Below are 22,426 nucleotides of genomic sequence, written 5' to 3'. Positions count from 1 at the left end.
CACCACCCCGTCACTGAGCAAGGAGAGGCCTTCCATGGCACGAGCAGTCGGTATCGACCTCGGCACGACGAACTCCGTCGTCTCGGTCCTCGAGGGCGGCGAGCCCACCGTCATCGCCAACGCCGAGGGTGCCCGCACCACCCCCTCGGTCGTCGCGTTCGCCAAGAACGGCGAGGTCCTGGTGGGCCAGTCGGCCAAGAACCAGGCCGTCACCAACGTCGACCGGACCATCCGCAGCGTCAAGCGCGAGATGGGCACCAGCTGGAAGACCGGCCAGATCGACGGCAAGACCTACACCCCGCAGGAGATCAGCGCCCGCGTGCTGCAGAAGCTGAAGCGGGACGCCGAGACCTACCTGGGCGAGCCGGTCACCGAGGCGGTCATCACCGTCCCCGCGTACTTCGAGGACGCGCAGCGCCAGGCCACCAAGGAGGCCGGTGAGATCGCCGGCCTCAACGTCCTGCGCATCGTCAACGAGCCGACCGCGGCCGCGCTGGCCTACGGCCTGGACAAGGGCGAGACCGAGCAGACCATCCTGGTCTTCGACCTCGGTGGTGGCACGTTCGACGTGTCGCTGCTGGAGATCGGCGACGGCGTCATCGAGGTCAAGTCGACCGCCGGTGACAACAAGCTCGGTGGCGACGACTGGGACGAGCGCGTGGTCAAGCACCTCGTGCAGACCTTCAACGCGACCAGCGGCATCGACCTGGCCAAGGACAAGCTGGCCATGCAGCGTCTCCGCGAGGCCGCGGAGAAGGCGAAGATCGAGCTCTCCGGTGCGCAGTCGACCAACGTCAACCTGCCCTACATCACCGCCGGGGCCGAGGGCCCGCTGCACCTGGACGTCACGATCACCCGTGCGGAGTTCCAGCGGCTGACCCAGGACCTCCTGGACCGGACCAAGGCGCCGTTCAACCAGGCGATCCGCGACGCCGGTGTCTCGGTCGGCCAGATCGACCACGTCGTCCTCGTCGGTGGCTCCACCCGCATGCCGGCCGTCAGCGACCTGGTCCGCGAGCTGACCGGCGGCAAGGAGCCCAACAAGGGCGTCAACCCCGACGAGGTCGTCGCCGTGGGTGCCGCGCTGCAGGCCGGTGTCCTGCGCGGTGAGGTCAAGGACGTCCTGCTGCTCGACGTCACCCCGCTGTCCCTGGGCATCGAGACCAAGGGCGGGATCATGACCAAGCTCATCGAGCGCAACACCACGATCCCGACGAAGCGCTCGGAGATCTTCACGACGGCCGACGACAACCAGCCCTCCGTGCAGATCCAGGTGTTCCAGGGCGAGCGCGAGATGGCGTCCTACAACAAGAAGCTCGGCATGTTCGAGCTGACCGGTCTGCCGCCGGCGCCCCGCGGCGTCCCGCAGATCGAGGTCGCCTTCGACATCGACGCCAACGGCATCGTCCACGTCCACGCCAAGGACCTGGGCACGGGCAAGGAGCAGTCGATGACCATCACCGGCGGTTCGGCCCTGCCCAAGGACGACATCGCCCGGATGATGGCCGACGCCGAGGCGCACGCCGAGGAGGACAAGAAGCGCCGCGACGAGGCCGAGACCCGCAACCTGGCCGAGTCGCTGCAGTACCAGACCGAGAAGTTCCTGGCGGAGAACGGCGACAAGATCCCGGCCGACAAGAAGGAGGAGCTGGGTGAGGCGCTGACCGAGCTGCGCTCCTCCCTCGGCGGGTCGGACATCGCCGCGATCAAGGCGGCGCAGGAGAAGGTCGCCCGGGTCTCCCAGGAGGTCGGTGGCGCGCTGTACGCCCAGGCGCAGGCCGACGGTGCCGGCGCCACGGGTGCCGCGGGCGCCGGTGACGGCGGCTTCGACACCGGGGCGACCGGGAGCACCTCCTCCGACGACGACGTCGTGGACGCCGAGATCGTCGACGAGGACTCCGACAAGAAGTGACCCGCCGTCCGTGATCGTGCCCACCGGCCCGGGGAACCGGGCCGGTGGCGCGGGGGGAGACGATGAGCCAACAGGACGAGCAACCGCCCCGGGTCGTGATCCGGGACAAGCGGCGCATCGACCCGACCAGCGGTGCGGCCCGGGTGCCGGCCGAGCAGGAGCCGATCAGCGCCCGGCCGGCGCAGGGCGACCAGCCCGACACCGCGCCGGAGCAGGGAGAGCAGATGAGCGAGCAGTTCAGCGACACCCCGGCGGACCTCGCCGACCAGCCGGTGGGCGGTGTGGTGACCGACGACGACGCCACGCACCAGCTGGCCGAGCGCACCGAGGACCTCCAGCGGGTCACCGCGGAGTACGCCAACTACCGGCGCCGGGTCGAGCGGGACCGGGTGCTGGTCGTGGACCAGGCCGCGGAGCGCTTCGCCGGCCAGCTGTTCCCGATCGTCGACGACATCGAGCGGGCGCGTGACCACGGGGACCTGACCGGGGCGTTCAAGGTCGTCGCCGACCGCGTCCTGGGCCTGCTCGAGGGGCTCGGTGTGACGTCGTTCGGCGCCCCCGGCGACCCCTTCGACCCGTCGCTGCACGAGGCGGTGCTGCACGACACCTCCCCCGAGGTGTCCGAGCCGACCGCCACCACGGTGCTCCGGCCGGGCTTCCGGCGCGGTGACCGGGTGCTGCGGACGGCGATGGTCGGGGTGACCGACCCGGAGTCCCCGGCGCCCGTCGCGGCCGAGCCCGCGACCGCGGACGCCCCCGCCGACGAGCAGCCGGGCGCGGGCCCGGCGGTCGGCTGAGCACGACACCTCGGCCGGTCTCCTCTCCGCAGCGCGGAGGGGAGACCGGCCCGTCACCAGCTGGACAGAGAGGAGGCGCCCGATGAGCAGCACCCGGGACTTCATCGAGAAGGACTACTACGCGGCCCTGGGCGTCGCCAAGGACGCCGACGCCGCGGCCATCAAGAAGGCCTACCGGCAGCTGGCCCGTGAGCTGCACCCGGACAAGAACCCGGGGAACACCCAGGCGGAGACCCGGTTCAAGGAGGTCTCCGAGGCCTACGACGTGCTGTCGGACGCCAAGCGGCGCGCCGAGTACGACGAGCAACGTCGGCTGTTCGGCTCCGGCGGCTTCCGGCCCGGTGCTGGTGCCCCCGGCGGCTTCCCGGGCGGTTTCCCCGGTGGCGCCCCGGGTGGGCAGCCCTTCGACCTCGGCGACATCTTCGGCGGCGCCGGTGCTCCCGGAGCCGGCAACCGGGCAGGCGGCCTGGGCGACATCTTCGGCGGGCTGTTCACCGGCGGCACCGCCCCCGGCGGCACCCGGAGCCGGCAGCAGGCGGCCTCCGGGCCGGCCCGCGGCCAGGACGTCGAGACCGAGGCCACGCTCGCCTTCGACGAGGCTGTCCTCGGCGTGACCGTGCCGCTGCGCATGCAGAGCCCCGGCACCTGCCCGACCTGCCACGGCAACGGTGCCCGGCCCGGCACCAGCCCGCACACCTGCCCGGTGTGCAACGGCGCCGGCGTCACCAGCCGCAGCCAGGGCGCGTTCGCGTTCTCCGAGCCGTGCCGGGAGTGCCGCGGCACCGGCTCGGTGGTCGACGACCCGTGCCCGGAGTGCAAGGGCAACGGCGTCACCACCCAGACCCGCACCATCACCGTCCGGATCCCGGCGGGGGTCAAGGACGGCCAGCGCATCCGGCTGGCCGGCAAGGGCGCACCCGGACGGCGCGGCGGACCGCCCGGTGACCTGTTCGTCGTCGTCCACGTCTCCGGGTCGGACCTGTTCGGCCGGAGCGGGAACGACCTCACCCTGACCGTCCCGGTGTCCTTCGCCGAGGCGGCGCTCGGGACGACGCTGACCGTCCCCACCCTGGACGGGTCCGTGTCGCTCAAGGTCCCGGCCGGCACCGCCAGCGGGCGCACCTTCCGGGTCCGCGGCCGGGGCGTGCAGGGCAAGGGCACGGCCGGTGACCTGCTGGTCACCGTCGAGGTCGCGGTCCCGGCCCGACTCACCCCGGGTGCTCGGGAGGCGATCGAGAAGCTCGCCGCCGAGCTGCCCGACGACCCCAGGCCGGAGATCACCGAGGTGTTGCGCAGCGGAGGTGCCCGATGACCCTCCCCGAGCCGGGGCGTGGGTTCGCCGAGGACGCGCCGGTCTTCGTCATCTCCGTCGCCGCCGAGCTGGCCGGCATGCACGCCCAGACGCTGCGCCAGTACGACCGGCTCGGGCTGGTCAGCCCCGGCCGCACCGCCGGCGGCGGGCGACGCTACAGCCCCCGGGACGTCGCGCTGCTGCGCGAGGTGCAGCGGTTGAGCCAGGAGGACGGCGTCAACCTGGCCGGCATCAAGCGGATCATCGAGCTCGAGTCGCGGGTCGAGGCGCTGCAGGGCCGGGTCGCGGAACTGCTCGACGAGCTCGAGCTGTCCGAGACCCGCCGGATCGCGGCCGAGTCGGCCGTCTCGGCCGCCTACCGGCGCGACCTGGTCCCGCGCACCTCGAGCTCGGCGCTGGTGGTGTGGCGCCCCAGCGGACATCGGTGACCGGCGCCGGGAACGTAGTGGGCGCACTGCACGTGATGAACGATGTGACCGTCGACAGTGCACCTCGCCTCTCCGCGGAGCGACCTCTCGTGGACACCGCGCCGGACAGCCATGCGGCGTTCGTCGTCCTCGAGCGGGAGATCGCCCTGCTGCTGCGCCGCTCGCGGGCGATCCAGGGCCGGTTGGCCGGCCAGCTGCACGCCGACCTCGACGGCGCCGCGTACGGGCTGCTCGTCCTGCTGGACGACGCCGGCCCCCTCCGGGCCAGCGACGTCGTGGCCCGGCTCGGGCTCGACAAGAGCACGGTCAGCCGACAGGTGGCCTCGCTCGTCGCCCTCGGTCTGGTGGACCGGGCCGCCGACCCCGACGACGGGCGCGCCCAGGTGCTGTCCACCTCCCCGGAGGGCCACCGCCGGCTCAGCCAGCTGCGGGATGCGCGGCGCGAGCGGTGGGAGGCCGACCTCGCCGGCTGGGAGACCACCGACGTCGCCACCCTGGCCCAGCTGCTCGGCCGGCTGAACCGGCTCGGCGAGGAGCGCGAGGCCGAGGCGACCCGCTCGTAGCGGAAGGACCCCGCCGCCCCCACCCTTGGCGAGCTCAGGGTGGGGGCGGCGGGGTCGGGTCAGGGGATCATCCAGCTGAGTGCGCCGGTCGACTGGAGCACCACGATCACGCACATCACCAGCAGCAGCAGCAGGCTCCAGCCGAACACCTTGCGGAAGAGCTCGCCCTCCTTGCCGGCCATGCCGACGGCGGCCGCCGCGATGGCCAGGTTCTGCGGGCTGACCATCTTGCCCAGCACGCCGCCCGAGGTGTTCGCCGCCGCGAGCAGGACCGGGTCGAGCCCCGCTCCCGCCGCCGTCTGCACCTGCAGGGCGCCGAAGAGCGCGTTCGCCGAGGTGTCCGAGCCGGTCACCGCCACCCCGATCCAGCCGAGGATGGGGGAGAGGAAGGCGAAGAAGCTGCCAGTCTGGGCCAGCCAGGCACCCAGCGAGGTGGTCTGCCCGGACTGGTTCATCACGTAGGCCAGCGCGAGCACCGCCATGACCGTGACGATGGCCCACTTGAGCTCGGCGTAGGTGCGGCCGTAGGCCCGCAGCCCGCGCGCCGGGGAGATCTTGAGCACGATCATGGTCAAGATGCCGGCGAGGATCATCAGCGTGCCGGCGGCGGGCAGCCAGTTGAACGTGTAGTTGGTCGAGGAGAGCTCGGTGTCCGAGCCGGGCCCGAAGACGTCGAGCCCAGGCCAGGCGAAGACCTTCGTCCAGGGTGCGGCGGACAGCGCCTCCTTGACCGCGCTGATGTTCGCCAGCGAGAAGATCACGATGATGATCAGGTAGGGCGCGTAGGCCTTGACCACCTCGCTGCGGCTGTCCGGCACGGCCGGGCCGTCCTCCCGGCTGGCCGGGGCGCCGGGGTCACGCGGGCCCTGGCTGCCGGGACGGTCGCCGAGTTCCTCGCCGGCGGTCGCGCCGGCGCCCACCCCGCCTCCGCGCGGGCCGCCGCCTGCGGCCACCGCCTCGCGGGCCAGGTCGGGGGACTCGGACGGCGTCCACACCCGGAGCATCGCCACGATGGCCGCAGCGGAGACCAGGGCGGCGATGATGTCGGTCAGCGGCACCGAGATGTAGTTGGCGGCGACGAACTGGGCGAGGGCGAAGGCCAGGCCGGACACCAGCGCGACCGGCCAGGTCTGCCGGACCCCGCGCTTGCCGTCGACGACGAACACCAGCACCAGCGGGACGACGACCGCCAGGATCGGCGTCTGCCGGCCGACCATCGCGCCCAGGTTGTCCACCGTGAGGCCGGCGTCGTCGTTGACGCCCGAGGTGACGGTGGCGAGGGTGACGATCGGGGTGGCCAGCGCGCCGAAGGCGACCGGTGCGGTGTTGGCGATCAGCGCCACGGCCGCGGCCTTCAGCGGGGCGAACCCCAGCGCCATGAGCATGACCACGGTGATGGCCACCGGCGTGCCGAAGCCGGCGAGCGCCTCCAGCAGTGCACCGAAGCAGAAGGCGATGATGATCGACTGGATCCGCTGGTCGGGGCTGACCTTCTCGAACGACCGGCGCAGCACGTCGAAGTGCCCGGTCTCGACGGTCAGGTTGTAGACCCAGATCGCGTTCAGGACGATCCACAGGATCGGGAAGAACCCGAAGGCGGCGCCCTCGGTGGCGCTGAGCAGCGCCTGGTCGACCGGCATCGAGTAGAGGAGGACGGCGACCAGCAGCGCCACCACCAGCGACACGAGCCCGGCGATCCACGCCTTCACCCGGAGCGCGCCCAGCAGCACGAACAGCGTGAGCAGGGGCAGGACGGCGCAGAGGGCGGAGAGCCCCAGGGACCCGCCGACGGGGTCCAGTACCTGTTCGAACACGGACTCACCTCGTTGTGAGAAGGGGTGGAACGGGTCTGTTCAGTCGGGCGGCCCGAGGGTGCTCACCGGCAGGCCGCGGATGGAGGCGTCGAGCACCTCGATGGTGTGCGCCAGCCCGATCCGGGTGCCCTGCCGCTGCAGCGAGGAGGACACCTGCATCAGGCAACCGGGGTTCGCCGTCACCAGCAGCTCCGCGCCGGTGGAGGCGATGTTGCGGGCCTTGCGGTCGCCGAGCTCCCGGGCCGGCTCCGGGTTGAGCACGTTCCAGATGCCTGCCGACCCGCAGCAGATCTCGGCCTCCGGGATCTCCCGCAGCTGCAGGCCCGGGATCTCGCGCAGCAGCGCGCGGGGTTGCTGCCGGATCCCCTGGGCGTGCCCGAGGTGGCAGGCGTCGTGGTAGGCGACGGTGACCTCCAGCGGGTGCCGCTCGGCGACGGTGCCGAGCTCGGCGAGCAGTTCGGAGACGTCGCGCACCGAGGCGGCGAAGGTCTTCGCGCGCTCGGCGTAGGCCGGGTCGTCGGCGAGCACCTCGGCGTACTCCTTCATGCTCGACCCGCAGCCCGCGGCGTTGACCACGACGGTCTGCACCCCGGCGGCCTCGAACGCGTCGATCGTCGCCCGCGCGAACCGCTCGGCCTCCTCCTGCCGGCCGTTGTGCACCGACAGCGCCCCGCAGCAGCCCTGCTTCTTGGGGATGATCACGTCGCACCCCTCGGCGGCCAGCACCCGGGCGGTCGCGGCGTTGACCCCGGGGAAGAACTCGCCCTGCACGCAGCCGGTGAGCATCCCGACCACGGCCCGGCGCTCGCCCACGGCGGGGACCCGGGACGGCAGCTTCTCCCGCTTCTCCAGGACCGGGGCGAGGCCTTCCATCGCGGCCAGCTTGGGCGCCAGCCGGTCCAGCAGCCCGCTGGTGCGGACCACCTTCGGCAGCCCGCTGGCCTGGTAGGCGCGCAGCGGCCCGCGCAGCGCCCGCAGCCGCCGCTTGTAGGGGAACAGCGCGAAGATCGACGCGCGCATCGCCCGGTCGCCGGGGCTGCGGGTGTGGTGCCGCTCGACCTGCACCCGGGTCGCCTCGATGAGCTTGTCGTACTGGACACCGGAGGGGCAGGCGGTCACGCAGGCCATGCAGCCCAGGCACGCGTCGAAGTGCTGGACCATCGTGTCGGTCATCGGTGCGCCTTGCAGGCCGGCCTTCATCAGGTCGATCCGGCCGCGCGGGGAGTCCATCTCCTCGCCCCACAACGTGTAGGTGGGGCAGGTCGGCAGGCAGAAGCCGCAGTGCACGCAGTCGCTGATCAGCTCGGCCGAGGGCGGGTGCTCGTCGTCGAACGCCGGCCGCACGGTCGGCGTGTCGACCGGCACCGGGCCGCTCGCCCGCACTCCGGCGGTGCGCGGGTCGTCCTGCGGCCCCTCGGCCTGGACGGTGGTGGGTTGTCCCATCAGATGCCTCCGACGAAGCGGCCGGGCGCCAGGCGGCGCTCCGGGTCGAACTGCTCCTTGACCCGGCGCATCAGGTCGATGGCCGGCACGGGACCCCAGGTGTCCACGGCTGCCTGCACCGCAGCCGGCGCCTCGAGCACCACCAGCGAGCCGCCGTGCGCGGTGCACGCGGTGCGGGTGCGCTCGACCACGGCGGCGACCGCGTCGACCGGGGCGTCGGCGGCCAGCGCGGCGTACAGCACACCGGACCCGCCGGAGCCCCGCAGCGTCAGCGGCACCCCCGCATCGGCGGCGGCGCGGCGGGCCGCGTCCAGCACCGGCGCCAGCCCGGACAGCGCGCAGGTGAGCTTCAGCCCGACCTCCGGCAGGTCGGCGTCGTCCCGCCAGGGCAGCGCCCCCCAGCCCGGAGGTGGCGTCTCGGCCGCCTCGGCGCCGGTGCCGAGCAGTTCCAGCGTGGCCGCCGTCCGGGCCTCGACCCCGGCGGGGGTGCCGCCGAGGAGCACGCCGACCGTGCCGGCGCCGTCGACCCGCCACTCCACCTCGACCGCCGCGGGGACCACCTGGGAGTGCACCATCGTCTGGACCAGCGCCGCCGCGTCCTCGGCCGTGCCGAAGGGCACCGTGACGAACCGCTGGGCGGCCGGCAGCGGGTGCAGCCGGAAGACCGCGTCGGTGATGACGGCGAGGGTGCCGAACGAGCCGATGACCAGCTTGCCCAGGTCGTAGCCGGCCACGTTCTTGACCACCCGCCCGCCCGCCTTGGCGACGACCCCGTCGGCGCGGACCAGGGTGACCCCGAGCAGCAGGTCGCGCGCGGTCCCGACGACCAGGCGGCCGGGGCCGCTGGTGTTGGTCGCCAGGGCACCGCCGATCGACGTGCCGGGGACGGACTCGTCGAGGGAGAGCCGCTGCCCCGCCGAGCCGACGGTCTGCTGCACGTCGGCCAGCAGCGTGCCGGCCTGCGCGTGCACGATCAGGTCACCGGCAGCGTGGTCCAGGACGGCGGACATCCGGCTCATGTCCAGGACCAGGTCGGCGCGCTCGGGCGGCCGGCCCCACGACAGCTTCGTCCCGCGCCCGCGGGGGACGACGGTGAGCCCGTGGCCGGCCGCCGCCTGCAGCACGGCTGCGGTCTCCGCGGTCGTGCCGGGCCGGGCGACCAGCCTGGCGGGCACCCCGTCGACGGCGTCGGCCGGGCCGGCGTCGGTGACGTCGCCGCACGCGGAGGACAGCGCGGTGCGCGCCGCGTCGAGGCTGACCGTGGTCATCAGAACGCGTCCGCCAGGCCGGCCTCGACGAGGGGGTGGGCGTGCTTGCGCTTGCCCGGCACCTCACCGCACAGGCGCGGGGTCGGGAACACCTTGCCCGGGTTCGCGATCCCGCCGGGGTCGAAGGCGCAGCGCACCAGCTGCATGGTGTCCAGGTCGTCGTCGGTGAACATCTTCGGCATGTAGGCCGCCTTGTCCACGCCGACGCCGTGCTCGCCGGTGATCGCCCCGCCGTGGGTGATGCAGAGGTCCAGGATCGCGCCGCTGACCTTCTCGGCGGCCTCGCCGGCCCCCGGCTTGCCGTCGTCGAACAGCACGAGGGGGTGCAGGTTCCCGTCGCCGGCGTGGAAGACGTTGGCCACCCGCACCCCCGAGGACGACGACAGGTCGGCGATCGCGCGCAGCACCTCCGGCAGCGCGGTCCGCGGGATGACGCCGTCCTGGACGATGTAGTCGGGGCTGATCCGGCCGACCGCGGCGAACGCGGACTTGCGGCCCTTCCAGATCAGCGCCCGCTCGGTGGCGTCGATGGCCAGCCGCAGCTCGAACGAGCCGTGCTCCTGGCAGAGCCGCTCGACGACGTCGTACTCGTGCTGCACCTCGGCCGCGGGGCCGTCGAGCTCGATGACCAGCACCGCGCCGGCGCCGTCGGGGTAGTTGCAGTGCACCGCGGCCTCGGCGGCCTCGATGGCGAGGGCGTCCATCATCTCGATCGCCGCCGGCAGCACGCCGCTGCCGATGATCGCCGAGGTGGCCGCGCCGGCGTCGTCGGTGGAGCGGAAGCCGACGAGCAGGGTGCGGACCTCCTCCGGCAGCCGGACCAGCCGGACCGTCGCGGTCGTCGCGATGCCCAGGGTCCCCTCCGAGCCGACGACGGTGCCCAGCAGGTCGTAGCCGGGCGCGTCCGGCGCCAGCCCGCCGAGCTGCACGACGTCGCCCTGCGGGGTGACCAGCTCGGCGCCGAGGACGTGGTTGCTGGTGAAGCCGTACTTGAGGCAGTGCGCACCGCCGGAGTTCTCCGCCAGGTTGCCGCCGATCGAGCAGATCTGCTGGCTGCTGGGGTCCGGCGCGTAGTAGTAGCCCTCGCCGGTCGCCGCCCGGGTGACGTCGAGGTTGATGACACCGGGCTCGAGGACCGCGCGCTGGTCGGCCCGGCGCACCTCGCGGATGGTGCGCATCCGGGAGGTGACGACCAGGACGCCGTCGGCCCGCGGCAGGGCGCCGCCGGACAGCCCGGTCCCCGACCCGCGGGCGACGAAGGGGACGCCGTGCTCGGCGCACGCGCGCACCACCCCGGCGAGCTGCTCGGTCGTCTCCGGGAGGACCACCAGGGCGGGGGTGACCCGGTAGTGCGCCAGGCCGTCGCACTCGTAGGTGCGCAGCTGGGTGGGGTCGGAGATGACCCCGGTGTCGGGCATCAGCGCCCGGGCGACCCGGCCCACCGCCGCCATGCCCGCTGCGTTGTCGCCGACCTCACCGGTGGCCGCGGTGGCCTCCGGTGGGGTGTCGCCCAGGACCGGGCCTGCCGACGTCTGCGTGCCGTGCGTGCCGCTCATGAGGTTCCGCCTTCGTCGCCGGACCTGCAGGGAGTGCGCCCACCGGGGGCCATGCTGGCCGACATGGCCCCCGTGGGGGAGATCAGGGCATGCGCTCGTACGCCGGGACGGTGAGGAAGTCGTTGTACTCCTCCCCCAGGGCCATCTCGGTGAACAGCGCCCGGGCATCGTCCCATCGGCCGGAGGCGTACGCATCTCCCCGGGCCTCGGCGATGGCCGCGACCTCCTCCTCGATGACCCGCTGCACCAGCTCGGTGGTGACCGGCTCGCCGTCGGACAGCGTCACGCCGTTGTGCAGCCACTGCCACACCTGGCTGCGGCTGATCTCCGCGGTGGCGGCGTCCTCCATCAGGCCGTTGATGCCGGCGGCGCCGGAGCCGCGCAGCCAGGACTCCACGTACTGGATGCCGACGCTGACGTTGGCCCGCAGCCCGGCCTCGGTCACCTCACCGGGGGTGGCCTTGACGTTGAGCAGGTCCGCGGCGGTGACGTGCACGTCCTCGCGCAGCTTGTCCAGCTGGTTCGGCCGGTCACCGAGCACCTTGTCGAAGGCGTCCATCGCCGTCTGCACCATGCCCGGGTGGGCCACCCAGGAGCCGTCGAAGCCGTCGTTGGCCTCGCGCGACTTGTCCTCGGTGATCTTGTTGAACGCGAACTCGTTCTTCGCCGGGTCCTTGCTCGGGATGAACGCCGACATGCCGCCCATCGCGTGCGCGCCGCGCTTGTGGCAGGTGCGCACCAGCAGCTCGGTGTAGGCGCGCATGAACGGCACGGTCATCGTGATCGAGTTGCGGTCGGGCAGCGTGAAGTCCGACCCGCGGGTGCGGAAGGTCTTGATGACGCTGAACAGGTAGTCCCAGCGGCCGGCGTTCAGGCCGGAGGAGTGCTCGCGCAGCTCGTAGAGGATCTCCTCCATCTCGAACGCCGCCGGGTAGGTCTCGATCAGGCAGGTCGCCCGGATGGTGCCGCGCGGGATGCCGATGTGCTCCTGGCCGATGACGAAGGCCTCGTTCCACATCCGCGCCTCGAGGTGGCTCTCCATCTTCGGCAGGTAGAAGTAGGGCCCCTGGCCGCGGTCGACCTGCTTCTTCCCGCAGGCCACCAGGTAGAGCGCGAAGTCGACCAGGCTGCCCGAGGTCTGCTCGCCGTCGACGGTGATGTGCTTCTCCGGCAGGTGCCAGCCGCGCGGCCGCACGATGATCGTGGGCAGCTCGTCGTCGGGGCGCAGCGTGTAGCTCTTGCCGGCCTCGTTGGTGAAGTCGATCGTCCGGTCGATCGAGTCCATCAGGTTCAGCGGGCCGTTGACGACGTTCTCCCACAGCGGGGAGTTCGCGTCCTCCTGGTCGGCGAGCCAGCACTTGGCGCCGGAGTTGAGCGCGTTGATGGTCATCTTGCGGTCGGTCGGGCCGGTCATCTCCACCCGGCGGTCGATCAGGCCGGGCGCCGGCGGCGCGACCCGCCACGAGTCGTCCTCGCGGATCGACGCGGTCTCCGGCAGGAAGTCCAGCGTGCCGCCGTCGGCGAGCGCCTGCACCCGCTCCCTGCGCGCCTGCAGCCGCTCCAGCCGCCGGCCGTTGAGCTCCCGGTGCAGCCGGGCGATCAGCTCGAGCGCCTGGGGGGTCAGGATCTCGTCGAACCGGGGACCCATCGGACCGGTGATCTCCACGCCGTCGACCGTGCTCATGACTCTCCCTGGATGTCGTGCCGTCCGGCGACGAGCCCCGGGACGGAGCCGGCGGACGGGGCAACCTCCCGTGATGCGGAAGGTTCCATCTGTGATGTGGAAAACGTATCCTCGGTCACCAGCCGGGTCAAGACGACGGCGGTACGCCGACCGACCGTCTGGACCCCGCCGGGGCCCCACTGGCCCGCAGGACGGCCCAGCAGTGGGCGCGAGCCAGAAGAGAGGCACACATGGCCGAGACCAGCGGCCCGGGCAGCAACGGCGGGAACGGCAGCGACGGCGGTGTGCAGTCCCTGGAGCGGGCCTTCCTGCTGCTGGAGCTGATGGCCGAGGACGGCGGCGAGGTCGCCCTGTCCCGGCTCGCGGTGGACAGCGGGCTCCCGCTGTCCACCATCCACCGGCTGGTCCGCACGCTCGTCGCCCGCGGCTACGTCCGGCAGCTGCCCTCCCGGCGCTACGTGCTCGGGCCCCGGCTGATCCACCTCGGCGAGAGCTCCTCGCGCACGCTGGGGACCTGGGCGCGGCCGCACCTCAGCACCCTGGTCGATGCCACGGGGGAGACGGCGAACCTGGCGATGCTCGACGGCGACCGGGTGGTCTACGTCGCCCAGGTGCCCTCCCGGCACTCGATGCGGATGTTCACCGAGGTCGGCCGCCGGGTGCACCTGCACTGCACCGGGGTGGGCAAGGCGCTGCTGGCCCAGCTCCCGGCCCCGACCGCCCGCGAGCTCCTGGTCCGCGGCGGCATGCCCCGGCGCACGCCGCTGACGGTCACCGACCCGGACGAGATGATGGCCCGGCTGCCGCAGATCGCCGCCCAGGGCTACGCGCTCGACGACGGGGAGCAGGAGACCGGCGTCCGCTGCGTGGCCGTGCCGGTGCCCGGCGGGCCGCTGATGACCGCCATCTCGGTGTCCGGCCCCGAGGGGCGGGTGCCGATGGGCAGCGTCCCGGGGATCGTCGCCCAGCTGCAGGAGACCGCAGCCGCGCTCGCCGCCGAGCTGCGCGAGGACGGTGCCCGCGCGCTCAGCGGCCGGTCCAGCTGACCTGTCCACGGTCGACGAAGGCCTGCACCCCGGCCCGGAAGTCGGCACTGCCGAAGACCTCGCGCACCAGGTCGTCGCCGTCGGGCAGGCTCGCCCGCCGCAGCCGGGCCACCGCCTGGCCGGCTGCCCTCATGCTCAGCGGGGCGTGCCCGAGCAGCGTCTCCACCAGGGAGGTGAGCGCCGGGTCGAGTTCTCCGTCGGGCACCACCTCGCCGACGAAGCCGGCCGCGTGCGCGTCGTCGGCCGACAGCAACCTCGCCCGCAGCAGCATGTCCAGCGTCCGGCCGGGGCCCAGGTGGTGGACCAGCAGCGAGTAGGAGTTCATCGACAGGCAGTTGCCCAGGGTGCGGGCGATCGGGACGCCGAACCGGGACGACGTCGTCGCGATCCGCAGGTCGCAGGCGGCCGCCAGCGCCAGCCCGCCGCCCACGCAGGCACCCTCGACCGCGGCGACGGTCGGCACGGTCACGTCCTCCAGCCGGTTGACCACCCGCTCGATCCGCGCCTCGTACGCGATGCCGTCCTCGCCGCTGGTGAGCTCCCCGCGCCCGAAGTCCAGGAACTGGGCGATGTCGGTGCCGGCCACGAAGGCCCGGCCGCCGGCGCCGCGCAGCACCAGCACCCGCACCGACTCGTCGTCGTCGGCCCGCGCGCACGCCTCCTCCAGGCCCTCGTACATCGCGAACGTCATCGCGTTGCGCGCCTCGGGCCGGTTGAACAGCACCGTGAGGACGCCGCCGTCCTGGCCGATCTCGAGCTCGCTCATGCCCGACCCCCCGGGGAGCACACCGCGGCGACGACCCCGGCGGGCACGCCGGAGCGTTCCAGCGCCGCGCGGGTGTCCGCGCCCAGCGGTGGACCGGCGACCCCGCGGACGGCCGGCGTGCGGGAGAAGCGCATCGGCGAGCCGATCTGCCGCACCGGCCCCAGCGCGGGGTGGGGGGCGTCCCAGAAGAAGGCGCGGGCGGTGAGGTGCTCGTCGGTGAAGACCTCGCCGTAGTCGTTGATCGGCGCGCACGGCACCCCGGCCGCGCCGAGGGCGGCGAGCAGCTCGGCGGTGGTGCGCCGGCGGGTGCGGGACTCCACGACGTCCAGCAGCTCACCGCGGCGGGCGTGCCGGCGGGTGGCGTCGCCGTGACCCTCGTCGGCCAGCTCGTCGGGCATGTCCAGCGTGCGGCACAGGCCGGCCCAGGTGTTGGGCGTGTTCGCGCCGATGGTGATCCAGCCGTCCGCGGTCTGGAACGCCTGGTACGGCGCCTGGCTCTGGTGCGCCGAGCCCAGCGGCCCGCCGACCTCGCCGGTGGCGAAGTACTTGCCGGCCTCCCAGACCGCCAGGCTCACCCCCGCCTCGAACAGCGAGACGTCGATCGACTGGCCGCGACCGGTGCGGTCGCGCTCGCGCAGCGCGGCGGTCACCGCCAGCGCCAGGTACAGCCCGCACACCAGGTCGCAGACCGGGACGCCGACCTTCACCGGCTCGCCGCCCGGGGTGCCGGTGATGCTCATGATCCCGCTGCGGGCCTGGGCCATGATGTCCAGCCCGGGCAGCGGCGCCAGCGGCCCGTCCTGGCCCCAGCCGGACCCGGAGGCGCAGACCACCCGGGGGTTGACCGCCCAGATCGCCGCGGCGTCGAGCCCGAGCCGGGCCATCGCGCCGGGTCGCAGGTTCTCGATGACGACGTCCGCGGTCCGCACGAGCGCGAGGAAGGCCTCCTTGCCGGCGGCGGACTTGAGGTCCAGCGCGACCGACTCCTTGTTCCGGTTCAGCCGGAGGTACGGCGAGCTCTCGCCGTCCAGGAACGGGCCGCTGGCGCGCACCGGGTCGCCGGCCCGGGGGTCCTCGACCTTGAGCACGCGGGCCCCGAGGTCGGCCAGCTGCATGGAGGCGTAGGGCGCCGCCATGAAGACGCCCACCTCCAGCACGGTGACGCCGGTCAGTGGTGGTCGGTCCTCGGACGGGTCGGGTGTGCTCACGTGGGTCTCCAGGGTCCTCGTCGGTTCCGGACGCGACCGCGCCCCGGCGGCGGGAGCCGTCCGGGGCGCGGTCGCGGGGCTGGGTGCGTCTAGAGCCAGCCGGGGACGACCAGCACCAGCCAGGTGACCAACGGGATGATCGCGACCATCGAGAAGCCCCAGATCATCAGGGTCCGGAACGTCCTGTCCCGCTCGGCCTCGGTGGCGTTGGCGACCACCAGGGCACCGCTGGTGGAGAACGGGCTGGAGTCCACGATCGACGACGACAGCGCCAGCGCGGTGATCAGCCCGATCGCCCCGACCGCGTTGTCGCCCTGCAGGAACGGGACGGCGAGCGGGATCAGGGCGCCGAGGATGCCGGTGGTCGAGGCGAAGGCCGAGACCACGCCGCCGATGTAGCAGATCAGCAGCGCGGCGATCAGCGGGACACCGAGCTTGGCCACGTTGTCGCCGAGCCAGCCGGGGACGTCCTCCTCCTGCATGAGGCCGACGAAGGTGACGATGCCGCAGATGAGCAGCACGGTCGGCCAGGCGATCTGGCCGACGGCCCCCTTCGCGCCCCGCGGCGCGACGATCGACAGCAGCACGCCGACGGTGATGGCCATCAGGCCGATGTCCAGGTCGAAGACCAGTGCGCCGACGACCAGCAGCACCAGCCCGCCCAGGGTGAGAGCGCGGTCCCGGTCGAGCGTGGTGACCTGGCCCTCGTGCGGCTCCTCCGCCAGTGCCGTCGTCTGCAGCGACCGCTGGTCGGCGCGCTCGCCGGCGGTGGGGTGCTCGTGCCCCGGCTGGCCGTGCCGCGCCTCGGTGACCCGCCCCCCGGAGATCGCCGCCCCACCGGTGCTGGTGCTGCCCACGGCCGTCCGCGCGGCGCTGGCGCCCCCGGGGATGTCCTCGCCGGTGTCCTCGGTCGCGTCCCCGGCCACGGTGGCCGCCACGAAGTCGTCGTCGTGCTGGTCGCCGATGTCGACCCGGCCACCGCCGAGCAGCTTGCGGCCGCCGAAGAGGAAGAAGACGCCGATCGACAGCAGGACGTTGATGACGATCGAGGCGCCCCAGAGGAACAGCGGGCTGCCCGCGAGGTCGTTGTCCTCGACCACGGTGTTGGTGATGACGCCGAAGATCGACAGCGGCGAGAAGCCGCCTGCGGTGGCGCCGTTGATGATGAACAGGCCCATCAGCACCGGGTTGATGGAGTAGCGCCGGGCGAAGGACATGCCCACCGGCGCGATGATCGCCACCACGGCGGGCACGACGCCGCCGATGGCGGTCAGCGCCCCGGTCACCGCGAACATCGCCCACGGGATGGCCGACAGCCGGCCACCGGAGGCCTTGACCGCAGCGTGCACCAGCCAGTCGACCGTGCCGTTGTTCTTCGCGATCGCGAAGAGGTAGGTCACCCCGACCAGGACGACGAACAACGACCCGGGGAAGAAGCCGAAGACCGCGTCGTCGTAGGGCAGGTCCCCCTCGGTGCCGAAGATGAAGTACGCCGCGATGAACGTCGCGACGAACCCGAGGGCCCCCATGTGCACGGGCAGGACCGTGGCGATCAGGAAGATCGCCAGGAGTATCAGGATCAAGACGAGCTGTACGGACACCGGCGTCCCCTGGGGTCGTCGCGACGAGCCGGGAGCTCGTCGGGGTGATTCCGCGATACGGAAGTGCCATACCGCTGTCGGGGATCAGACACTGTGCGTCTGCCCAGTGTCAAGCGTCACACCCCATCCATGGACCCGCCAGAAGTGTCCACCAGCCGGTAGTAGCCTCCCGCATGGTGGACTTCGGGCGTCACGCCCGAGGCCGCATGACGAGAGGGCTCCTGGCATGCCAGCGACGACGACCACCGGCGGACGCCACTTCCTGCAGATCCCCGGCCCGACGAACGTGCCCGACCGGGTCCTGCGCGCCATGGCGGCGCCGACCATCGACCACCGCGGCCCGGAGTTCGCCGCGCTCGGCCTCGAGGTGCTCGAGGCCGTCAAGCCGGTCTTCGGCACCACCCAGCCGGTGGTCTTCTACCCGGCGTCGGGCACCGGGGCGTGGGAGGCGGCGCTGACGAACACGCTGTCCCCCGGGGACACCGTGCTGGCCTTCGAGACCGGCCACTTCGCCACCCTCTGGCGGGAGATGGCCGAGCGGCTGGGCCTGCAGGTGCAGTTCGTCCCCGGCGACTGGCGGCACGGTGCCGACCCCGACGCGGCCCGGGAGCGGCTCGAGGCGGACACCGGGCATGCGATCAAGGCCGTCATGGTGGTCCACAACGAGACCTCCACCGGCGTCACCAGCCGGGTCGCGGAGGTCCGCCGGGCGATCGACGACGCCGGCCACCCCGCGCTGCTGCTGGTGGACACGATCTCCTCGCTGGGCAGCATCGAGTACCGGCACGACGAGTGGGGCGTCGACGTCACGGTCGCCGGCTCGCAGAAGGGGCTCATGCTCCCGCCCGGGCTGAGCTTCAACGCGGTCAGCGAGAAGGCGCTGCAGGCCAGCAAGACGGCCGGGCTGCCGCGGTCCTTCTTCGACTGGCAGCCGATCCTGGCCGCCAACCAGCGCGGGTTCTGGCCCTACACGCCGGCCACGAACCTGCTGTACGCCTTGCGCGAGGCGCTGACGATGATGCAGGAGGAGGGGCTGGCGCAGGTCTATGCCCGGCACACCCGGCACGCCGAGGCCACCCGCGCCGCGGTCCGCGGCTGGGGGCTGGAGGTGCTGGCCCTGGACGAGCGCGAGTACTCCGGCTCGCTGACCGCCATCTGGATGCCCGACGGCGGGGCGGACGCCGTCCGGGAGGTCATCCTGCGCGAGTACGACATGTCGCTGGGCGCGGGCCTGGGCAAGCTCGCGGACAAGGTGTTCCGCATCGGGCACCTGGGCCACTTCAACGACCTGACCCTGGTCGGCACCCTGGGCGGGGTGCAGATGGGCCTGGTCCGGGCCGGGGTGCAGGTGGACCCGCAGGGGATCCAGGCCGCGCTCGAGCGCCTGCAGCAGGCATGACGGCGGCCCCGGAGCGCGCTCGTGTGGGCGCGGAGGACCTGGAGCGCGAGCTGACCCGCGCGCTGGACGGCGAGGTCGCCTTCGACGACTACACCCGGCACCTGTTCAGCCAGGACGCCTCGATGTACACCATGACGCCGCTGGGGGTGGCCTACCCGGCGCACACCGCCGACGTGGTCGCCGCCGTCCGGCTGGCCGCCGAGGCCGGCGTCCCGGTGCTGGCCCGCGGGGCCGGCACCAGCCTCGCCGGGCAGACCGTGGGCCCGGGCCTGGTGCTCGACCTGTCCCGGCACATGCACCGGATCACCGAGCTGGACCCGGTCACGGCCACCGCGCGGGTCGAGCCGGGCGTGGTCCAGGACGACCTCAACCGGGCCGCGGCGCCGCACGGGCTGATGTTCGGCCCGGACACCTCGACCTCCAACCGCGCCACGATCGGCGGGATGATCGGCAACAACTCCGCCGGCAGCGGCTCGGTGCGCTTCGGCATGACCATCGACCACGTGCAGGAGGTCGACGTCGTCCTGGCCGACGGGTCGACGGCCACCTTCGGTGTGGTCGACGAGACCGAGCGGGCCCGCCGCGCGCAGGGCGGCACCCTCGAGGCGGAGATCCACCGGCGGCTGCCCGAGCTGGTGGCCGAGAACGCCGGGGCGATCGCGACCGGGTTCCCGCGGTTCTGGCGGCGGGCCGGCGGCTACCGGCTGGACCGGCTCGCCGACGGGCAGCCCTTCGACCTGGCGAAGTTCCTGGTCGGCTCGGAGGGCACGCTGGCGATCGTCACCTCGGCGCGGGTGGGCCTGGTGCCCAAGCCGTCCCGCCAGGTGTTCGCGGTGGGTCACTTCGAGACGGTGCAGGGCGCGATCAACGCCACCGAGGACGCCCTGGCGTTCTCCCCGGCCGGGGTCGAGCTGCTGGACCGGACGATCCTCGACCTGTCGCGGCGGAAGATCGAGTACGCCGCGCTCGGGAAGATCCTGCAGGGCGACCCCGAGGCGCTGCTGTTCGTCTCCTTCACCGGGGACGACGAGGCCGAGCTGGTCGCGGCGATGGACGCGCTGGTCGAGCGCTGGGAGCGCAACGGCCACGGCTACCACACGCTGCGCGCGGTCACCCCCGCCCAGCAGGGCGCCCTGCTCAAGGTGCGCAAGTCCGCGCTGGGCCTGCTGATGGCCAACTCGGAGGGTGCCCGGCGGCCGCTGGCCTTCGTCGAGGACACCGCCGTCGACCCGGTGCACCTGGCCGAGTACACGGCGCGGTTCAAGGACGTGCTGGACCGGCACGGGCTGGAGGCGGGCTTCTACGGGCACTGCTCGGTCGGCTGCCTGCACATCCGGCCCTTCGTCGACCTGAGCAGGCCCGGGCAGGTCGAGGTCATGCGCTCGGTCGCGGTGGAGGTCAAGGACCTGGTCCGGGAGTACGGCGGGGTGAACTCCAGCGAGCACGGCGACGGGCTGGCCCGCAGCGAGTTCAACCGGGAGCTCTTCGGGGACGAGCTCTACGAGGCCATGCGCCAGGTCAAGGGCCTGTTCGACCCGCGGGGCACGCTGAACCCGGGCAAGATCGTCGACTCGCCGTCGATGACCGAGCACCTGCGTGACGAGAACCCGCCGCAGCCCGGACCGCTGCGCACCCGGCTGCAGTTCGACGTCGTCGGCGGGATGTTCGGCGCCGCCGACCGGTGCATGAACATCGGGCTGTGCCGCAAGTCCACGACCGGTGCGATGTGCCCCTCCTACATCGCCACCCGGATGGAGGAGCACTCCACCCGCGGCCGGGCCGGCGCGCTGGTCAAGGCGCTGAGCGAGGCCGACCCGCACACCGCGCTGGCCGACGAGCGGCTGCACGAGGTGCTCGACCTGTGCCTGATGTGCAAGGCCTGCAAGAGCGAGTGCCCGCTGGGTGTCGACGTCTCGGCGATGAAGAGCGAGGCGCTGGCGGCCGAGCACGACGTGCACGGGACGCCGCTGCGCTCGCGGGCCTTCGGGGCCATCCGCACGCTGAACCGGCTCGGCGCGGCGACGGCACCGCTGTCGAACCTGCCGTTGAAGCTGAAGCCGCTGCGGGCGCTGATGGACTCGCGGCTCGGGATCGCCCGCCAGCGGGACCTGCCGACGTTCCACCGGCAGACCCTCGTCCGGTGGTTCCGCAAGCACGAGGCACCGGCGGGCGCGACCCAGCAGCCGGTCACCATGCTCGCCGACTCGTTCACCAGCTACACCGAGCCCGGCATCGGCCAGGCCGTGGTCCGGCTGCTGGAGGCGGCCGGGCACCCGGTCCGGCTGGAGAGCAAGGGCTGCTGCGGCCGGGCCAGCATCTCCAAGGGCATGCTGGACGACGCCCGGGGCAAGGCGCAGAAGCTGGCGGCGAACCTGTGCGCGGGCACCGAGCCGGGCTCGCCGATCGTCGGGTGCGAGCCCAGCTGCATCCTCACGCTGCGGGCCGAGCACGTGGACCTGCTGCCCGACGACCCGAACGTGCGGGACGTCGCCGGCCGGGTGCGGCTGCCCGAGGAGCTGCTGGTCGAGGCGATCGACGACGGCCGTCTGCCGCTGCGCAGCGACACCTGGCTGGCCGGGCGGACGATCGTCTTCCACGGCCACTGCCACCAGAAGGCCGAGGCCGGTACGGCCGCGACGGTGGCGCTGCTGAGCCGCATCCCCGGCGTCACGGTGCAGGAGCTCGACGCCGGTTGCTGCGGCATGGCGGGGTCCTTCGGGTTCGAGTCCGAGCACTACGACATCTCGCTGCAGGTGGGGGAGGACCGGTTGTTCCCGGCGGTCCGGTCGGCCCCGGCGGACGCGGTCATCGCGGCCACCGGCGTCTCCTGCCGGCAGCAGATCTTCCACGGCACCCAGCGGACGGCGTGGCACCCGGCGGAGCTGGTGCTGGAGGCCCTCGCCGGCTGACCGGTGCCCCCCCGACGGCCCGTCCCCGCACCGCGGGGGCGGGCCGTCGGTGTCCCAGCCGAGACACAGCTCACCGGCGCGCCTCGTTGCATACGCCAACCAACCGGGGCATGATGGTTGCTGTCTACATGTACCGGGCCGACCGGGCCCGGTGCGATGAGCAGAGGACGTCGTCGTGCAGCTGACCCGGGAGACCTCCGAACGGCTCACCACCGGGATGGCCCGGCTGGTCCGCACCGCCAAGCACCTCGGGCACCGGGTCGCCGCGGACCTCTACGGCGACCTCCCGTCCTTCGGCTGGGCGCTGCTGGTCCCGCTCGAGCAGGACGGTGAGCAGCGGTGCAGCGCGCTGGCCGGTCAGGCCGGCGTCGACGTCTCGGTCGTCAGCCGGCAGGTGTCGGCGCTGGAGCGATCGGGGTACGTCGAGCGACGTCCCGACCCGCTCGACGGCCGGGCCAGCCTGATCCGGCTGAGTGACGCGGGGGCGGCTGCCCTCGCGCACACCCGGGAGACCCGGGGCCAGTGGGCGGCCGAGGCGCTGTCGGACTGGACGGAGGACGAGGCCCGCCAGTTCTCCGCCCTGCTGGAGAAGTTCGCCGACGGGCTGGACGCCGCCGGTCGAGGTCGTCCTCCCCGATCCGGAGGTGCGGCATGAGCGAGACGACCGAGGCCCACGGCCTGACCAACCCCGAGGGCGGGTTCCCGCCGCCGGAGGCGCTC

Annotated in this window: 17 protein-coding genes; 9 read left to right on the top strand and 8 right to left on the bottom strand. The window is 73.0% G+C overall.

Annotated features, from left to right (window positions below; translation table 11 throughout):
* Positions 1-34: 34 nt before the first annotated feature.
* From dnaK to FHL80_RS16620, 5 genes are all read left to right on the top strand, one after another.
* Positions 35-1,912, top strand: a complete 1,878-nt coding sequence (dnaK, locus tag FHL80_RS16640; RefSeq protein ID WP_138734494.1) for a molecular chaperone DnaK — start codon at positions 35-37, stop codon at positions 1,910-1,912.
* Positions 1,913-1,974: 62 nt separating this feature from the next.
* Positions 1,975-2,709, top strand: a complete 735-nt coding sequence (gene grpE, locus FHL80_RS16635) for a nucleotide exchange factor GrpE (RefSeq protein ID WP_138734493.1) — start codon at positions 1,975-1,977, stop codon at positions 2,707-2,709.
* Between the two features lie 82 nt (positions 2,710-2,791).
* A complete protein-coding gene (dnaJ, locus tag FHL80_RS16630) occupies positions 2,792-4,021 on the top strand; it encodes a molecular chaperone DnaJ (protein WP_138734492.1) in 1,230 nt (409 codons plus the stop codon).
* Positions 4,018-4,449: a heat shock protein transcriptional repressor HspR gene (locus tag FHL80_RS16625; protein WP_138734491.1), complete on the top strand. Its 432-nt coding sequence runs from the start codon at positions 4,018-4,020 to the stop codon at positions 4,447-4,449. The genes dnaJ and FHL80_RS16625 overlap by 4 nt, the downstream gene beginning before the upstream one ends.
* Before the next feature lie 89 nt (positions 4,450-4,538).
* Entirely contained in the window at positions 4,539-5,012 is a 474-nt protein-coding gene (locus FHL80_RS16620; protein ID WP_281283491.1) for a MarR family winged helix-turn-helix transcriptional regulator, read from the top strand.
* Between the two features lie 59 nt (positions 5,013-5,071).
* Here FHL80_RS16620 and FHL80_RS16615 read toward each other — a convergent pair whose 3' ends face one another.
* From FHL80_RS16615 to aceB, 5 genes are all read right to left on the bottom strand, one after another.
* Complete coding sequence (locus FHL80_RS16615) at positions 5,072-6,826, bottom strand: L-lactate permease (protein WP_138734489.1); 1,755 nt, start codon at positions 6,824-6,826, stop codon at positions 5,072-5,074.
* A gap of 39 nt (positions 6,827-6,865) precedes the next feature.
* Positions 6,866-8,269 (bottom strand): (Fe-S)-binding protein, encoded by a 1,404-nt coding sequence (locus FHL80_RS16610; protein WP_216870804.1) that lies wholly within the window; start codon positions 8,267-8,269, stop codon positions 6,866-6,868.
* Positions 8,269-9,537, bottom strand: a complete 1,269-nt coding sequence (locus FHL80_RS16605; RefSeq protein WP_138734488.1) for an FAD-binding oxidoreductase — start codon at positions 9,535-9,537, stop codon at positions 8,269-8,271. The genes FHL80_RS16610 and FHL80_RS16605 overlap by 1 nt, the downstream gene beginning before the upstream one ends.
* Positions 9,537-11,093: an FAD-linked oxidase C-terminal domain-containing protein gene (locus tag FHL80_RS16600; protein ID WP_216870803.1), complete on the bottom strand. Its 1,557-nt coding sequence runs from the start codon at positions 11,091-11,093 to the stop codon at positions 9,537-9,539. The genes FHL80_RS16605 and FHL80_RS16600 overlap by 1 nt, the downstream gene beginning before the upstream one ends.
* Before the next feature lie 82 nt (positions 11,094-11,175).
* Positions 11,176-12,777 (bottom strand): malate synthase A, encoded by a 1,602-nt coding sequence (aceB, locus tag FHL80_RS16595; protein ID WP_138734487.1) that lies wholly within the window; start codon positions 12,775-12,777, stop codon positions 11,176-11,178.
* Between the two features lie 230 nt (positions 12,778-13,007).
* Between aceB and FHL80_RS16590 the strand changes: the two genes are divergently transcribed.
* Positions 13,008-13,823: an IclR family transcriptional regulator gene (locus tag FHL80_RS16590; protein WP_138734486.1), complete on the top strand. Its 816-nt coding sequence runs from the start codon at positions 13,008-13,010 to the stop codon at positions 13,821-13,823.
* Here the strand turns inward: FHL80_RS16590 and FHL80_RS16585 are convergent.
* The 3 genes from FHL80_RS16585 to FHL80_RS16575 form a co-directional block, all read right to left on the bottom strand.
* A complete protein-coding gene (locus tag FHL80_RS16585; RefSeq protein ID WP_138734485.1) occupies positions 13,804-14,589 on the bottom strand; it encodes an enoyl-CoA hydratase/isomerase family protein in 786 nt (261 codons plus the stop codon). The two genes, FHL80_RS16590 and FHL80_RS16585, sit on opposite strands and share 20 nt — an antisense overlap.
* Positions 14,586-15,797, bottom strand: a complete 1,212-nt coding sequence (locus FHL80_RS16580; RefSeq protein ID WP_246078735.1) for a CaiB/BaiF CoA transferase family protein — start codon at positions 15,795-15,797, stop codon at positions 14,586-14,588. Before FHL80_RS16580 ends, FHL80_RS16585 begins: the two co-directional genes overlap by 4 nt.
* A gap of 89 nt (positions 15,798-15,886) precedes the next feature.
* A complete protein-coding gene (locus FHL80_RS16575) occupies positions 15,887-17,398 on the bottom strand; it encodes an SLC13 family permease (RefSeq protein WP_138734484.1) in 1,512 nt (503 codons plus the stop codon).
* Positions 17,399-17,624: 226 nt separating this feature from the next.
* Between FHL80_RS16575 and FHL80_RS16570 the strand changes: the two genes are divergently transcribed.
* From FHL80_RS16570 to FHL80_RS16560, 3 genes are all read left to right on the top strand, one after another.
* Entirely contained in the window at positions 17,625-18,797 is a 1,173-nt protein-coding gene (locus tag FHL80_RS16570) for a pyridoxal-phosphate-dependent aminotransferase family protein (protein WP_138734483.1), read from the top strand.
* On the top strand, positions 18,794-21,706 hold the full coding sequence (locus FHL80_RS16565) for an FAD-binding and (Fe-S)-binding domain-containing protein (protein WP_138734482.1): 2,913 nt from the start codon (positions 18,794-18,796) through the stop codon (positions 21,704-21,706). Before FHL80_RS16570 ends, FHL80_RS16565 begins: the two co-directional genes overlap by 4 nt.
* A gap of 175 nt (positions 21,707-21,881) precedes the next feature.
* Positions 21,882-22,361, top strand: a complete 480-nt coding sequence (locus FHL80_RS16560; protein WP_138734481.1) for a MarR family winged helix-turn-helix transcriptional regulator — start codon at positions 21,882-21,884, stop codon at positions 22,359-22,361.
* The last annotated feature ends 65 nt before the right edge of the window (positions 22,362-22,426 follow it).

This window comes from Modestobacter excelsi (genome assembly GCF_005930495.1).
In the GTDB taxonomy this organism is placed as follows: Bacteria; Actinomycetota; Actinomycetes; order Mycobacteriales; family Geodermatophilaceae; genus Modestobacter; species Modestobacter excelsi.
Note: the sequence above shows the minus strand (reverse complement) of the source record. Positions and strands in the feature narration are given on the sequence as shown.

Excerpts from the sequence above, each read along its gene's own strand:
- FHL80_RS16590 (WP_138734486.1), top strand. The coding sequence starts at position 13,008 with ATGGCCGAGACCAGCGGCCCGGGCAGCAACGGCGGGAACGGCAGCGAC.
- grpE (WP_138734493.1), top strand. The coding sequence starts at position 1,975 with ATGAGCCAACAGGACGAGCAACCGCCCCGGGTCGTGATCCGGGACAAG.
- FHL80_RS16570 (WP_138734483.1), top strand. The coding sequence starts at position 17,625 with ATGCCAGCGACGACGACCACCGGCGGACGCCACTTCCTGCAGATCCCC.
- dnaK (WP_138734494.1), top strand. The coding sequence starts at position 35 with ATGGCACGAGCAGTCGGTATCGACCTCGGCACGACGAACTCCGTCGTC.
- FHL80_RS16605 (WP_138734488.1), bottom strand. The coding sequence starts at position 9,537 with ATGACCACGGTCAGCCTCGACGCGGCGCGCACCGCGCTGTCCTCCGCG.
- FHL80_RS16565 (WP_138734482.1), top strand. The coding sequence starts at position 18,794 with ATGACGGCGGCCCCGGAGCGCGCTCGTGTGGGCGCGGAGGACCTGGAG.
- FHL80_RS16585 (WP_138734485.1), bottom strand. The coding sequence starts at position 14,589 with ATGAGCGAGCTCGAGATCGGCCAGGACGGCGGCGTCCTCACGGTGCTG.
- FHL80_RS16625 (WP_138734491.1), top strand. The coding sequence starts at position 4,018 with ATGACCCTCCCCGAGCCGGGGCGTGGGTTCGCCGAGGACGCGCCGGTC.
- FHL80_RS16600 (WP_216870803.1), bottom strand. The coding sequence starts at position 11,093 with ATGAGCGGCACGCACGGCACGCAGACGTCGGCAGGCCCGGTCCTGGGC.
- dnaJ (WP_138734492.1), top strand. The coding sequence starts at position 2,792 with ATGAGCAGCACCCGGGACTTCATCGAGAAGGACTACTACGCGGCCCTG.
- aceB (WP_138734487.1), bottom strand. The coding sequence starts at position 12,777 with ATGAGCACGGTCGACGGCGTGGAGATCACCGGTCCGATGGGTCCCCGG.
- FHL80_RS16610 (WP_216870804.1), bottom strand. The coding sequence starts at position 8,269 with ATGGGACAACCCACCACCGTCCAGGCCGAGGGGCCGCAGGACGACCCG.